Origin of the sequence: Streptomyces sp. CBMA29 (assembly GCF_014596445.1) — a bacterium.
In the GTDB taxonomy this organism is placed as follows: Bacteria; Actinomycetota; Actinomycetes; order Streptomycetales; family Streptomycetaceae; genus Actinacidiphila.
Genome location: NZ_MECL01000207.1, coordinates 1 through 13,626, shown reverse-complemented (window position 1 = coordinate 13,626; position 13,626 = coordinate 1). Strand labels below are relative to the sequence as shown.

11 protein-coding genes and 1 pseudogene are annotated in these 13,626 nt (G+C 71.0%); 6 read left to right on the top strand and 6 right to left on the bottom strand.

Features of this window, described 5'->3' with window-relative positions:
* Nucleotides 1-32 precede the first annotated feature (32 nt).
* Nucleotides 33-1,028, top strand: a complete 996-nt coding sequence (locus tag BGM09_RS27615) for a COX15/CtaA family protein (RefSeq protein WP_317452917.1) — start codon at nucleotides 33-35, stop codon at nucleotides 1,026-1,028.
* Here the strand turns inward: BGM09_RS27615 and BGM09_RS27610 are convergent.
* The 3 genes from BGM09_RS27610 to BGM09_RS27600 form a co-directional block, all read right to left on the bottom strand.
* A complete protein-coding gene (locus BGM09_RS27610; RefSeq protein WP_223187696.1) occupies nucleotides 1,005-2,156 on the bottom strand; it encodes an amidohydrolase in 1,152 nt (383 codons plus the stop codon). The two genes, BGM09_RS27615 and BGM09_RS27610, sit on opposite strands and share 24 nt — an antisense overlap.
* A gap of 63 nt (nucleotides 2,157-2,219) precedes the next feature.
* Nucleotides 2,220-2,558, bottom strand: coding sequence for a hypothetical protein (locus BGM09_RS27605; RefSeq protein ID WP_188284422.1), 339 nt, complete (start codon nucleotides 2,556-2,558; stop codon nucleotides 2,220-2,222).
* Nucleotides 2,559-2,605: 47 nt separating this feature from the next.
* Nucleotides 2,606-3,553, bottom strand: a complete 948-nt coding sequence (locus BGM09_RS27600) for a heme o synthase (RefSeq protein WP_188284444.1) — start codon at nucleotides 3,551-3,553, stop codon at nucleotides 2,606-2,608.
* A 312-nt stretch (nucleotides 3,554-3,865) separates the two neighbouring features.
* Between BGM09_RS27600 and tkt the strand changes: the two genes are divergently transcribed.
* The 5 genes from tkt to pgl are packed head-to-tail and all read left to right on the top strand — an operon-like array spanning nucleotide 3,866 to nucleotide 10,470.
* On the top strand, nucleotides 3,866-5,968 hold the full coding sequence (gene tkt, locus BGM09_RS27595; protein WP_188284421.1) for a transketolase: 2,103 nt from the start codon (nucleotides 3,866-3,868) through the stop codon (nucleotides 5,966-5,968).
* A 33-nt stretch (nucleotides 5,969-6,001) separates the two neighbouring features.
* Nucleotides 6,002-7,120 carry a transaldolase gene (tal, locus tag BGM09_RS27590; RefSeq protein ID WP_188284420.1) on the top strand — a complete coding sequence of 373 codons (1,119 nt, stop codon included), beginning with the start codon at nucleotides 6,002-6,004 and terminating at the stop codon, nucleotides 7,118-7,120.
* Nucleotides 7,121-7,130: 10 nt separating this feature from the next.
* Complete coding sequence (zwf, locus tag BGM09_RS27585; RefSeq protein ID WP_188284443.1) at nucleotides 7,131-8,660, top strand: glucose-6-phosphate dehydrogenase; 1,530 nt, start codon at nucleotides 7,131-7,133, stop codon at nucleotides 8,658-8,660.
* The gene (gene opcA / locus BGM09_RS27580; RefSeq protein ID WP_188284419.1) at nucleotides 8,657-9,694 is read left to right on the top strand and encodes a glucose-6-phosphate dehydrogenase assembly protein OpcA; all 1,038 of its coding nucleotides are present in this window, start codon (nucleotides 8,657-8,659) and stop codon (nucleotides 9,692-9,694) included. Before zwf ends, opcA begins: the two co-directional genes overlap by 4 nt.
* Entirely contained in the window at nucleotides 9,691-10,470 is a 780-nt protein-coding gene (pgl, locus tag BGM09_RS27575; protein WP_188284418.1) for a 6-phosphogluconolactonase, read from the top strand. The genes opcA and pgl overlap by 4 nt, the downstream gene beginning before the upstream one ends.
* Nucleotides 10,471-10,546: 76 nt before the next feature.
* Here the strand turns inward: pgl and pgi are convergent, their stop codons facing one another.
* The 3 genes and pseudogenes from pgi to BGM09_RS27560 all read right to left on the bottom strand — a co-directional run.
* Entirely contained in the window at nucleotides 10,547-12,205 is a 1,659-nt protein-coding gene (gene pgi / locus BGM09_RS27570) for a glucose-6-phosphate isomerase (protein WP_188284417.1), read from the bottom strand.
* Nucleotides 12,206-12,291: 86 nt separating this feature from the next.
* A complete protein-coding gene (locus BGM09_RS27565; protein WP_188284416.1) occupies nucleotides 12,292-13,056 on the bottom strand; it encodes a sugar isomerase domain-containing protein in 765 nt (254 codons plus the stop codon).
* A gap of 185 nt (nucleotides 13,057-13,241) precedes the next feature.
* Nucleotides 13,242-13,626: pseudogene (locus tag BGM09_RS27560) on the bottom strand (hypothetical protein); the annotation flags it as partial.

Genomic DNA, 13,626 nt, shown 5'->3' with positions numbered 1-13,626 from the left:
CCGTGCACAAGCGTGCCGCCTACCATGGGCGCGTGCCGAAGCTTCTCGAACTCGTGCGAAACCCCCTCGCCGCCATCGCAGAGCGGTGGACCCCGTCCCCCGCCACGGTCCGCAGGGCGACCCTGTCCGCGCTGGTCATGTCGGTCGTCATCGTGGTCACCGGCGGCGCGGTACGGCTGACCGGTTCCGGCCTCGGCTGCCCCACCGCGCCCCGCTGCGTGGGCGACAGTTGGGTACCCACCTCGGCGATGGGCGTACACGGGGCGATTGAGTTCACCAACCGCATGCTGACGTACGTTCTCTGCGCCGCCGTCGGCTGGGCCATCATCGCCGTGCGGTCGCAGAAGCCGTACCGGCGCAGCCTCACCCGGCTCGGCTGGGCGCAGTTCTGGATGGTCGTGGCGAACGCGGTGCTGGGCGCCTTCACCGTGCTGACCGGGCTCAACCCGTACACCGTGTGCGTGCACTTCCTGCTGGCGTTCGTGCTGATCACGATCGCCGTGGTGATGTGGCGGCGGACCGCGGAGGGCGACAGCGCGCCGAGCCCGCTGGTCGGCAAGCCGGTGCAGCAGCTCGGCTGGCTGCTGACCTGCGCGACCGGGCTGCTGGTCGCGGTGGGCACCGTCGTGACGGGCGCGGGGCCGCACGCGGGCGACTCCAGCGATGTGCACCGCATCCCGGTGGAGTGGAAGTCGGTGGCGCAACTGCACGCGGATCTCGCGTGGGTGGTGGTCGCGCTGACCGTCGCGCTGTGGTTCGTGCTGCGCGCGGTGGACGCGCCGGTCGGGCCGCGCAACAGTGCCCGTGACCTCTTCCTGGTGCTGATGTCCCAGGGCGTGATCGGCTACGTCCAGTACTTCACCGATCTGCCGGAGGCCGTCGTCGGCCTGCACATGTTCGGCGCGGCCCTGGTGTGGATCGCGATGCTGCGGGTGCTGCTGTCGATGCGCGAGCGGGCCGTCGAGGTGCCCGACGCCACCGTGCCGGGTCCCGCGCAGGCCGGGTCAGCGCTGAGCGTCGGCGTCTGACCTTTCAGGACCCGCCCGCCGGTCCGCGTCGGCGGCCGGATGGGCGGCCGGATGGGCGGCCGGGTCGGGGCGGAAGACCCGGCGGGCGTTCCCGCCGCCGACCAGCGCGCTGACCCTGCGGCCGTCCGCGGCCGACCAGTCGCCGCCGGCCACCCGCTCCCCGACGAACCGGCCGAGCGCCGCGCCGAAGGTCCGCACCCCGGTCACGTACAGCTCGGGCAGCGCCACCGCGCCGCTGGCGTACAGCACCTTCGCGAAGGGCACCCGGTCGAGCACCGCGGCCGGGCCGGCGCCGAGCGCGACATGCACATGCGGGAGTACGGCCGCCAGGTCCGCCGCCGCGCCCTCGTGCCCGGGTCCCGGCAGCAGCACCACCTCGGTGCCCAGGCCCGCGGTGGCCCGCAGGAATCCCCCGGCCGCCGAGGGTCCCGCCCCGTCCGCACCGTGCCGCAGCGTCAGCGGCACCCCGGTCGCCACCGCGTTCCACAGCAGATGGCGCAGGAGTACGGGGTCGGCGGGGCGCTCGCCGACCGGCCGCCGGGCGAGCCAGTCCGCGGCGGCGTAGCGCACGTGCGCGGTGTCCGGCGGTCCGGTGCCCAGCGCCTGGTCGGCGCCCGCGCGGAAGGGTCCGCCGTGCGGGTGGTCGGCGCAGGAGAAGCCGACCGTGTCGAGCGCGGCGCTGTGCACGGCCTCGGCGAGGTTGGCCAGGAAGCCGTCGACCGTGCCCGAGGTGTCGGCGACCTGCTGGGCCAGCGGTTCGAGGCGGACGATCTCGTGGGCCGCCGCGCCGCCCGCCGCGCCCAGTTCCTTGGGCGGCGTGAGGTCGCCGGGCTCCCCGGTGTCGACGAGGTACGCCTCGATGCCGGTGGCGCGCAGCAGCAGCCGGGTCGCCTCGTACGCGCCGAGCTCGCGGCGGCGGGCCAGGTAGCGGGCCGGGGAGCAGTGCGGTTCGAGGCCGAGCAACGGCGCGCACCAGCGGCGTACCGCGAAGCCGGCGGGGCTGTCGAAGAGGGTGGTGTGCGGCGCGGCGACGCCGGGCAGCCGCGCCTCGAACGCGCCGAGGCCGAGGTCGCCGGGGAGCACGCCGTGGCAGTACGCGTCCACCAGGTGTGTCAGGTCCCCGGTCATCCGCCCGCTCCCTCGCCGTCGTTCCGGTCTCCCGGCCTCCTGGCTTAACGGACGAGGGCGCCGTCAGGTGTTGGCCGGGCCGCCGAGCTGCATCCCGGCCATCCGGGTCCACTCGTACGGGCCGGTGCGAACCCGGCCCGCGAACTCCCCGTCGAAGTCCTCGTGGACGGTGACGCCCGCGTCGGCGACGGCCGCCCGCGCCATGGCGTACGACGGTGCGACGAGGTCGCCCCAGGCGCCGTCCGGCGCGACCAGCACGATGCGCGCGCCGCGCTCGCCGATGTATGCCACATTGGCCTCCACGCCGCCGTGCTTCTTGCCGAAGGCGTCGATCTGCCGGACGAGCCGGGCGGTGCGTCGCGCCTCGCGCGGGGTCTGTTCGAGAGTGCTCTCCTCAGCCATGCGGCTGATGCTACCTGCCGGTACAACCCTGCGGGAGGCGGCCGGGCTCAGCGCAGGAAGGGGTCGATCGCCACCGCGACGAACAGCAGGGTCGCGTAGGTGATGGACCAGTGGAAGAGCCGCATCTCCTTGAGCTTCGCGCCGGTGACGCCCGCCTTCGCGCGGGCGTGCAGGCCGTGCGCCTCCTTGAGCCAGAAGGCGCCGAGTACGGCCGCGACCAGCGGGTAGAACCAGGAGGTCTCGCCCAGCGGCCACCACAGTGCCAGGGAGGTGATCACCATCACCCAGCTGTAGAGGACGATCTGCCGGGCAACGACCTGGTTGCCCGCGACGACCGGCAGCATCGGGACGCCGACCCGCGCGTAGTCGTCCTTGACCTTCATCGACAGCGGCCAGTAGTGCGGCGGTGTCCAGAAGAAGAGGACGAGGAAGAGGACGAAGGGCGCCCAGGCCAGCTCGTCGCGCACGGCGGACCAGCCGATGAAGACCTGGAGGCAGCCCGCGACCCCGCCCCAGACGATGTTCTGCGCGGTACGCCGCTTGAGACCGAGGGTGTAGACGAAGACGTAATAGAGGATGGCCGTCAGCGACAGTCCGGCGGACAGCGGATTGACCAGCGTCCAGAACCAGACCGTCGAGACGACGGAGAGCGTGATGCCGAAGACGAGTCCTTCGCGCGGCGACACCAGACCGGTCACCAGCGGACGCTGCTCCGTACGGTGCATCAGCGCGTCGATGTCGCGGTCGATGTACATGTTGAGCGCGTTCGCACCGCCGGCGGACAGATAGCCGCCGATCACCGTGGCGACCACGAGCCACAGATCGGGCACTCCGCCGGCCGCGAGGAACATCACCGGAACCGTCGTGATGAGCAGAAGTTCGATGATCCGCGGCTTGGTCAGCGCCACGAAGCCCATCACGCGGGCTCCGAACGGGCGGTGACCGGAGGAGCCCGTCCCGATGACCCCAGCGGGTCGGGATTCGACGGCCGTCACGAACACCCCAAGAGAAGAGATGAAGTCCAGCAAGTCCGGTCACCTGCGGAAGCGCGGGACCCGGTGAGACTTGCGCGTACCACGCCACTCTAGACGCAGGGAATACTCCGTCCGCTTTTGGGGGGTGGAGAGTGTCGCTCGACCCGGTTCACCAGGCGTTCACCGCGTTCAGGAGGCGAAGACCGGCGTACCGGGGCAGGATCGAAAAGGTGAGCGCCTGTACGGCGGTAGGCTCGACAACGCCGGGTAGGCACCACGTCACCGGCGTTTTCAACATGTGGACAAGCATGTGGAGAGGAGCCCTGACCCAGGGTGAGCAAGCAGCCGACCACCACAGACCTCGAGTGGACCGATCTGGACCGGCGGGCCGTTGACACCGCCCGCGTCCTGGCCATGGATTCCGTGCAGAAGGTCGGCAACGGCCATCCCGGCACGGCGATGAGCCTGGCCCCGGCGGCCTATCTGCTGTTCCAGAAGGTCATGCGGCACGACCCGGCGGACGCCGACTGGGTCGGCCGGGACCGCTTCGTGCTCTCCGCGGGGCACTCCAGCATGACCCTCTACACGCAGCTCTACTTCGCCGGTTACGGCCTGGAACTGGCCGATCTGGAGGCGCTGCGCACCTGGGGTTCGCAGACCCCCGGCCACCCGGAGTACGGCCACACCAGGGGCGTCGAGACGACGACCGGGCCGCTCGGCCAGGGCGTCGCGAACGCGGTCGGCATGGCGATGGCGTCCCGTTACGAGCGCGGCCTGTTCGACCCGGACGCGGCCGTCGGCACCTCGCCGTTCGACCACACCGTCTGGGCCGTCGCCGGTGACGGCTGCCTCCAGGAGGGCATCTCCGCCGAGGCGTCCTCGATGGCCGGTCACCAGAAGCTCGGCAATCTCGTCCTGCTCTGGGACGACAACCACATCTCCATCGAGGGCGACACCGAGACCGCCGTCTCCGAGGACACCGTCAAGCGGTACGAGGCGTACGGCTGGCACGTCCAGCGCGTCACTCCGCTGGAGAACGGCGACCTCGACGTGCACGCGCTGCACGCCGCGATGCTCGCCGCGAAGGCCGAGACCGAGCGCCCGTCGTTCATCGCGGTCCGCTCGATCATCGGCTGGCCCGCGCCGAACAAGCAGAACACCGGCGCCGCGCACGGCTCGGCGCTCGGCGAGGACGAGGTGCGCGCCACCAAGGAGATCCTGGGCTTCGACCCGGACAAGCACTTCGACGTGGCCGACGACGTCATCACGCACACGCGTGCGGTCGGCGAGCGCGGCCAGGAGGCCAAGGCGGAGTGGGAGAAGTCCTTCGCCGCCTGGCGGACCGCCCAACCCGAGCGCGCGGCGACGTACGACCGGATCGAGGCCGCCGAGCTGCCCGAGGGCTGGGAGCAGCACATCCCCGCCTTCGAGACCGGTTCCTCGCTCGCCACCCGCGCCGCGTCCGGCAAGGTCCTGGAGGCGCTGGGCCCGGTCATCCCCGAGCTGTGGGGCGGTTCCGCCGACCTCGCCGGGTCGAACAACACGACGATCGACAAGAATTCGTCGTTCCTGCCGACGGGCAACCCGCTGCCGGGCGCCGACCCGTACGGCCGTACCGTGCACTTCGGTATCCGTGAGCACTCGATGGCCGCCGAGATGAACGGCATCACGCTGCACGGCAACACCCGGATCTACGGCGGCACCTTCCTCGTCTTCTCCGACTACATGCGCAACGCGGTCCGGCTGTCCGCGCTGATGCACCTGCCGGTGACCTACGTGTGGACGCACGACTCGGTCGGTGTCGGCGAGGACGGTCCGACGCACCAGCCGGTGGAGCACCTGGCGTCGCTGCGCGCGATCCCCGGTCTCAACGTGGTGCGGCCCGCCGACGCCAACGAGACGGCGGTCGTGTGGCGCGAGGTGTTCAAGCGCTGGACGAAGGTCTTCGGCAAGGGCGCCCCGCACGGCCTGGCGCTGACCCGGCAGGGCGTGCCGACGTACGACCGCAACGAGGACGCGGCGCGCGGCGGTTATGTGATGTTCGACGCGACGGACGCCGACGGCGCGGCGACCGCGCCGCAGGTCGTCATCATCGGCACCGGCTCCGAGGTGCAGCTCGCGGTGGGCGCGCGTGAGCAGCTCCAGGCGGCCGGGGTGCCGACCCGCGTGGTGTCGATGCCGTGCGTGGAGTGGTTCGACGAGCAGGACCAGGCGTACCGCGACAGCGTGCTGCCCAAGGACGTGAAGGCGCGGGTGGCGGTCGAGGCCGGTATCGGTCTGACCTGGCACCGCTTCGTGGGTGACGCGGGACGCATCGTCAGCCTTGAGCACTTCGGTGCCTCGGCCGACGGCAAGGTGCTCTTCCGTGAGTTCGGGTTCACCGCGGACGCGGTGGCCGCCGCGGCCCGGGAATCACTCGACGCCGTTGATCGCTGACGCAGGAAACGACAAGTAGGAGATGCAAATCCCATGACAGACGCACTCAAGCGCCTCTCCGACGAAGGCGTCGCGATCTGGCTGGACGACCTGTCGCGCAAGCGCATCACGTCCGGCAACCTGGCCGAACTCATCGACGAGCAGCATGTGGTGGGTGTCACCACCAACCCGTCGATCTTCCAGAAGGCGATCTCCCAGGGCGACGGCTACGACCAGCAGCTCACCGACCTCGCCGCCCGCCGGCTGACGGTCGACGAGGCGATCCGCATGATCACCACCGCGGACGTACGGGACGCGGCCGACATCCTGCGGCCGGTCTTCGACCGGACCGACGGCCAGGACGGCCGGGTCTCGATCGAGGTCGACCCGCGGCTGGCGAACAACACGAAAGCCACCGTCGCGGAGGCCAAGCAGCTCGCGTGGCTGGTCGACCGGCCGAACACGCTGATCAAGATCCCGGCGACGCCCGCGGGGCTGCCCGCGATCACCGAGGTGATCGGCAAGGGCATCAGCGTCAACGTCACGCTGATCTTCTCGCTGGAGCGCTACCGCGGTGTGATGGACGCGTACCTCTCCGGTCTGGAGAAGGCCAAGTCCGCCGGGCTCGACCTGTCGCTGATCCACTCGGTCGCCTCGTTCTTCGTCTCCCGCGTGGACACCGAGATCGACAAGCGGCTGGAGAAGCTGGGCACCGACGAGGCGAAGGCGCTCAAGGGCAAGGCGGCCGTCGCCAACGCGCGGCTGGCCTACGAGGCGTACGAGGAGGTCTTCTCCTCCGACCGCTGGCTGGCCCTGGAGAAGTCCGGCGCCAACAAGCAGCGCCCGCTGTGGGCCTCGACCGGCGTCAAGGACCCGGCCTACTCCGACACGCTGTACGTCACCGAGCTGGTCGCGCCGAACACGGTGAACACCATGCCGGAGGCCACGCTGGACGCCACCGCCGACCACGGCGAGATCACCGGCGACACCGTGACCGGCGGGTACGCGCAGGCGAAGGCCGAGCTGGCCGCCGTGGCGGCGCTCGGCATCTCCTACGACGACGTCGTGCAGCTCCTGGAGGACGAGGGCGTCGAGAAGTTCGCGACGGCCTGGAACGAACTGCTGGCCTCCACCCAGGCGGAACTCGATCGGCTCGCTCCTTCGGAGGTCTGAGTTGTCCACGCTGACATCTTCGGAAGGCAACCCGCTGCGGGATCCGCTGGACCGGCGGCTGCCGCGGATCGCGGGCCCGTCAGGACTGGTCATCTTCGGCGTGACGGGCGACCTGTCGCGCAAGAAGCTGATGCCGGCCGTGTACGACCTGGCCAACCGCGGTCTGCTGCCGCCGGGCTTCGCGCTGGTCGGCTTCGCCCGCCGCCAGTGGGAGAACGAGGACTTCGCGCAGGAGGTCCACGACGCGGTCAAGGAGCACGCGCGCACGCCCTTCCGTGAGGAGGTGTGGCAGCAGCTCGCCGAGGGCTGCCGCTTCGTGCAGGGCGACTTCGACGACGACACCGCCTTCGAGACGCTGAAGGCGACCATCGAGGAGCTGGACAAGGCGCGGGGCACGGGCGGCAACTTCGCCTTCTACCTGTCCGTACCGCCGAAGTTCTTCCCCAACGTGGTGCAGCAGCTCAAGAAGCACGGGCTGTCGGACGGCACCGGGGAGTCCTGGCGGCGCGCGGTCATCGAGAAGCCGTTCGGCCACGACCTGGCGAGCGCGATGGACCTCAACCAGGTGGTGCACGAGGTCTTCCCGCCCAACGAGGTCTTCAGGATCGACCACTACCTGGGCAAGGAGACCGTCCAGAACATCCTGGCGCTGCGCTTCGCCAACACGATGTACGAGCCGATCTGGAACCGGTCGTACGTCGACCACGTCCAGATCACCATGGCCGAGGACATCGGCATCGGCGGCCGGGCCGGGTACTACGACGGCATCGGCGCCGCGCGCGACGTGATCCAGAACCACCTGCTGCAACTGCTGGCGCTGACCGCGATGGAGGAGCCCGGCTCCTTCCACCCGAAGGCGCTCACCGCGGAGAAGCTGAAGGTGCTCAGCGCGGTCGTCCTCCCCGACGACCTCGGCAAGAACACCGTGCGCGGCCAGTACGCGCACGCCTGGCAGGGCGGCGAGGAGGTGCTCGGGTACCTGGAGGAGGACGGCATCGACCCCAAGTCCAAGACCGACACCTACGCGGCCGTGAAGCTGGAGATCAACAACCGGCGCTGGGCGGGTGTGCCGTTCTACCTGCGGACCGGCAAGCGGCTGGGCCGCCGCGTCACCGAGATCGCGGTGGTCTTCAAGCGGGCGCCGTATCTGCCGTTCGAGTCCGGGGCCACCGAGGAGCTGGGGCAGAACGCCCTGGTCATCCGGGTGCAGCCGGACGAGGGCGTGACGGTGCGGTTCGGTTCGAAGGTGCCCGGCACCTCGACCGAGGTCAGGGACGTGACGATGGACTTCGCGTACGGCGAGTCCTTCACCGAGTCCAGCCCGGAGGCGTACGAGCGGCTCATCCTCGATGTGCTGCTCGGTGACGCCAACCTCTTCCCGCGCCACCAGGAGGTCGAGATCTCCTGGACGATCCTCGACCCGATCGAGGAGTACTGGGACAAGCACGGCAAGCCCGCCCAGTACGCGTCCGGCACCTGGGGACCGGTCGAGGCGGACGAGATGCTCGCACGAGACGGCAGGAGCTGGCGCCGGCCATGAAGATCGATCTGACGGACACCACGTCCGCGAAAATCAACTCGGGTCTGATCCAGGCCCGGCGGGCGATCGGCACCCCCGCGGTCGGGATGGTGCTGACCCTGGTCATCGTCACCGACGAGGGCAGTGCCTACGACTCGCTCAAGGCCGCCACCGAGGCGTCCAAGGAGCACCCGTCGCGGATCCTGGTCGTCGTGAAGCGGCCGGGGCGTTCGCCGCGGGACCGGGCGAGCGCCCGGCTCGACGCGGAGGTGCTGGTCGGCTCGGAGGCGGGCACCGGCGAGACCGTGATGCTGCGGCTGCACGGCGAGCTGGCCAACCACGCCGAGTCGGTGGTGCTGCCGCTGCTGCTGCCCGACGCCCCCGTGGTCGTCTGGTGGCCGGACAACGCGCCGGGCAACGCGGCGGAGGACCCGCTGGGGCGCCTCGCGCAGCGCCGGATCACGGACGCCGCGGCGGCCGAGGACCCGGTGGCGTCGCTCGGTGTCCGCGCGGCCAGTTACTCGCCCGGCGACACCGACCTGGCCTGGACCCGGATCACCCCGTGGCGTTCGATGCTCGCGGCGGCCCTGGACCAGAAGCACTCGACGATCACCGACGCGATCGTCGACGGCGAGGCGTACAACCCGAGTACGGAGCTGCTCGCGCTGTGGCTCGCGGACCGGCTGGGTGTGCCGGTGGAGCGCAGGGTCTCCGACGGTCCCGGTATCACCGCGGTGCGGCTGGCGACGGCCGACGGCGACATCTGCCTCGACCGGGCGGACGGCGCGCTGGCGGAGCTGGCGATGCCGGGGCAGCCGGACCGGCATGTGGCGCTCAAGCGGCGCGAGACCTCCGAGCTGATCGCGGAGGAACTGCGCCGTCTGGACCCGGACGACATATACCGCTCCACCGTGCAGTTCGGGGTCAAGCACCTGATCAACAACCCCGGCGGCGCGGAGACGGTGAGCCCGGACGGCACCGTCACGGCGAAGGACAAGACGCCCAGCGCCGCCAAGCGGGCCGCCGTGGCCAAGAAGGCGGAGAGCGCGAAGTGAGCACGCCACAGGTGGTCGTCCACCGGGACAAGGAGCTGATGGCGCAGGCCGCGGCGGCCCGGCTGATCACCAAGGTCGTGGACGCCCAGGCCGCCCGTGGCACCGCTTGCGTGGTGCTCACGGGCGGGCGCAACGGCAACGCGCTGCTCGCCGCCCTCGCCTCGTCCCCCGCGCGTGACGCGGTGGACTGGGCGCACCTCGATCTGTGGTGGGGCGACGAGCGGTTCGAGCCGGACGGCGACCCGGAGCGCAATGTCACGCAGGCCCGCGCGGAGCTGCTGGACGCGGTCCCGGTCGATCCGTCGCGGGTGCACGCCATGCCCGCCTCGGACGGGCCGTACGCCGACGCCGACGAGGCGGCCGAGGTCTACGCGGCGGAGCTGGCCGCGGCGGCGGGTCCCGAGGACCGGCTGCGGGTGCCGGCCTTCGACGTGCTGATGCTGGGGGTGGGGCCCGACACGCATGTGGCGTCGCTCTTCCCCGAGCACCCCGCGGTGCGGGAGAGCGAGCGGACGGTCGTCGGTGTGCACGGCGCTCCGAAGCCGCCGCCGACCCGGATCTCGCTGACGCTGCCCGCGATCCGCGCCGCCCGCGAGGTGTGGCTGCTCGCGGCGGGTGAGGACAAGGCTTCGGCGGTGGCCCTCGCGCTGTCGTCCCCGGGTGAGTTGCAGGCGCCCGCCTCGGGTGCCTACGGGCGGTCCAGGACGCTGTGGCTGCTGGACCGGAGCGCGGCGGCCAAGCTGCCTCCGCAGTTGTATCCGCCCGCGTCGTCGTAGGGTGAGGTGACGTGAGCAGAGGGGCCGGGAAGGACGAACTCCTTCCCGGCCCCTTTCTCATGTCTCATGCGCTCGCTCAGCGACCGCGCAGCTCGCGGTACTTGGCGACCAGGGCCGTAGTAGAAGCGTCGAGGCCGGGGACGGCGGTGCCCTCGGCGAGGGCGGGCTCGACGCGCTTGGCGAGGACCTTGCCCAGCTCGACGCCCCACTGGTCGAAGGAGTCGATGTTCCAGACCGCGCCCTGGACGAACACCTTGTGCTCGTAGAGGGCGATGAGCTGGCCGAGGACGGACGGCGTCAGCTCGGTGGCCAGGATGGTGGTCGTGGGGTGGTTCCCGCGGAAGGTCTTGTGCGGGACCAGCTCCTCGGGCACGCCCTCGGCCCTGACCTCGTCCGGCGTCTTGCCGAAGGCCAGCGCCTGGGTCTGCGCGAAGAAGTTCGCCATCAGCAGGTCGTGCTGGGAGGCGAGCGGCCCGAGTTCGTCGACCGGCCGTGCGAAGCCGATGAAGTCCGCGGGGACGAGCTTGGTGCCCTGGTGCAGCAACTGGTAGTACGCGTGCTGCCCGTTGGTGCCCGGCGTGCCCCAGACGACCGGGCCGGTCTGCCATGTCACCGGGTTGCCCTGCCGGTCCACGGACTTGCCGTTGGACTCCATGTCGAGCTGCTGGAGGTAGGCGGTGAACTTGCTCAGGTAGTGGCTGTACGGCAGCACCGCGTGCGACTGCGCGTCGTGGAAACCGCCGTACCAGACGCCGAGAAGGCCGAGCAGCAGCGGGACGTTCTCCTCCGGCGGCGCGGTCCTGAAGTGCTCGTCGACCAGGTGGAATCCGGCCAGCATCTCGCGGAAGCGGTCGGGGCCGATCGCCAGCATCAAGGAGAGCCCGATGGCCGAGTCGTAGGAGTAACGGCCGCCGACCCAGTCCCAGAACTCGAACATGTTCTGGGTGTCGATGCCGAAGTCGGCGACCTTCTCCGCGTTCGTGGACAGCGCCACGAAGTGCTTGGCGACCGCGGACTCGTCGGCGCGCAGCTCGGTGAGCAGCCAGTCGCGGGCGGAGGTGGCGTTGGTGATGGTCTCGATGGTGGTGAAGGTCTTGGACGCGATGATGAACAGCGTCTCGGCCGCGTCCAGGTCGCGGACCGCCTCGTGCAGGTCGGCGCCGTCCACGTTGGACACGAAACGGACCGTCAGACCGCGGTCGGTGTAGGCGCGCAGCACCTCGTAGGCCATCGCGGGGCCGAGGTCGGAGCCGCCGATGCCGATGTTGACGACGTTCTTGATCCGCTTGCCGGTGTGGCCGGTCCACTCCCCCGAGCGCACCCGGTCGCAGAAGACCTGCATCTTGTTGAGCACGGAGTGCACGGCGGGCACGACGTCCTGGCCGTCCAGCTCGATCACCGCGGAGCGCGGGGCGCGCAGAGCGGTGTGCAGGACCGCCCGGTCCTCGGTGACATTGATCCGCTCGCCGCGGAACATCGCGTCACGAAGCTCGAACACCCCGGTCGCGGCGGCCAGTTCGCGCAGCAGTCGGAGCGTCTCGTCCGTCACGAGCTGCTTGGAGTAGTCCAGGTGGAGGTCACCCACGTGGAGGGTGTAACGGCTGCCCCGCTCGGGGTCGGCCGCGAACAGATCCCGCAGGTGCGCGTCCGCCAGTTCCTCGCGGTGCTTGCCGAGCGCGTGCCATTCGGCACGCTGGTCGAGAGCCTTCGGGCCCTGCGCGTTCGTTTCGGACATCAGTCCACTTCTCCTCGTCCTCGCTGCACGCCCCACGCTAATTGATGACACGCCGGAACGAGACGAGGGCGGGGCGGGCGCGAAGGTCAGAAACCGCCGCGGTGCAGGCGGCCCGCGTAGTGCTCCTCCAGGACGGCGTTGCGCTCGAAGCCGCCGGGCAGATTCGCGGAGACGTAGACCGGAGCTTCCTTGCCCTCGGCGGTGAGCAGGCCCACGCACTCGGCGACGACCATCTGGACCAGCAGCGCCGAGGTGATGGTGGAGACCCCGCACAGCGCGCCGCCGTCGGGCAGCGGGAGCAGGGCGTCACCGGCGGGCGCGCAGTTGTCGAGTACGGCGTCGGCGATGTCCGCGAGCCGCTTGCCGCTGGGGTGCAGGGCGGGCACGGCGCGGGTGTGGGTCAGCGAGGTGAGGGCGACCAGCGGGTGCCCCGCCTCCTTGACCTGGAGCGCCATGTCCACCACGGAGTTGTTCACACCGGAGTTGGAGACGATCACGAACAGGTCTCGCGGGTGCGGCGTCGACAGGTCGTAGAGGCGCCTGGCCAGGCCGGGGGAACGTTCCAGCAGCGGGTCGTCGAGCACCGAGCGGTCCTCGCCGCCGCGCAGTACGAGGTCGGCGAGGCCGATCCGGTTGGTGGGGATCAGGCCGCCCGCGCGGCCGACGATCTCCAGGACGGTGGCCTGGGAGTGGCCGGTACCGAAGCCGTGGATCACACCGTCGGCGGCCACGCAGTCGGCGAAAAGCCGTCCCGCGGCGGCGACGGAGTCCTTGTTGGCCGCGATGGCGCGCTCGACGGCGGCACGCCCCTCGTCGGCGAACCGGGCGGCGGTGAGCTGTGCGTCGGCCATGGCCGAGCCCCCTTGGTGGGTCGGGAGGTGGGACCTGAGCCGGTTTCGGCTCGATCAACCATCTCTGTTGCAGTTCACTGAAACAATGAACCACCACACACGCTGCCGTCAAGACACCGCCGCGCCGCCGCGATCCCTCGAAGTCCCGGGACCGCGGCCCCGTTTCGGAGCAGCGGCCCCCGCCCTCACAGCAACAGCCGTGCCAGCGCCGCCGCCCCCGCTCCCCCGTTCGCCACCGGGAAGACCCGCAGCGCGAGCCCGTCGAGCCGGGCGACGACCCGGTCGAGCAGCGGGCCGCCGGGCCCGAGCAGCCCGCCGGTGAGCACCAGCGGCTCCCCCGGCCGCGGCTCCAGCGCCCGTACGGTCGCCACCAGCAGGTCGGCCGCGCCGTCCAGCAGCCGCAGCGCCACCGCGTCGCCCTCGTCCGCCGCCTCCACCGCCTGCCTGCTGAGCTGCGCGAGCCGGGCGGGCGTCTGCTCGTACGCGCTGGCCACGATCGCCTCGCTGAGATCGGCGCGCGCCTCGCCGTCGGGCAGTGGCCGTTCCGCGCCGTCCAGGCGCCCGGTGCCG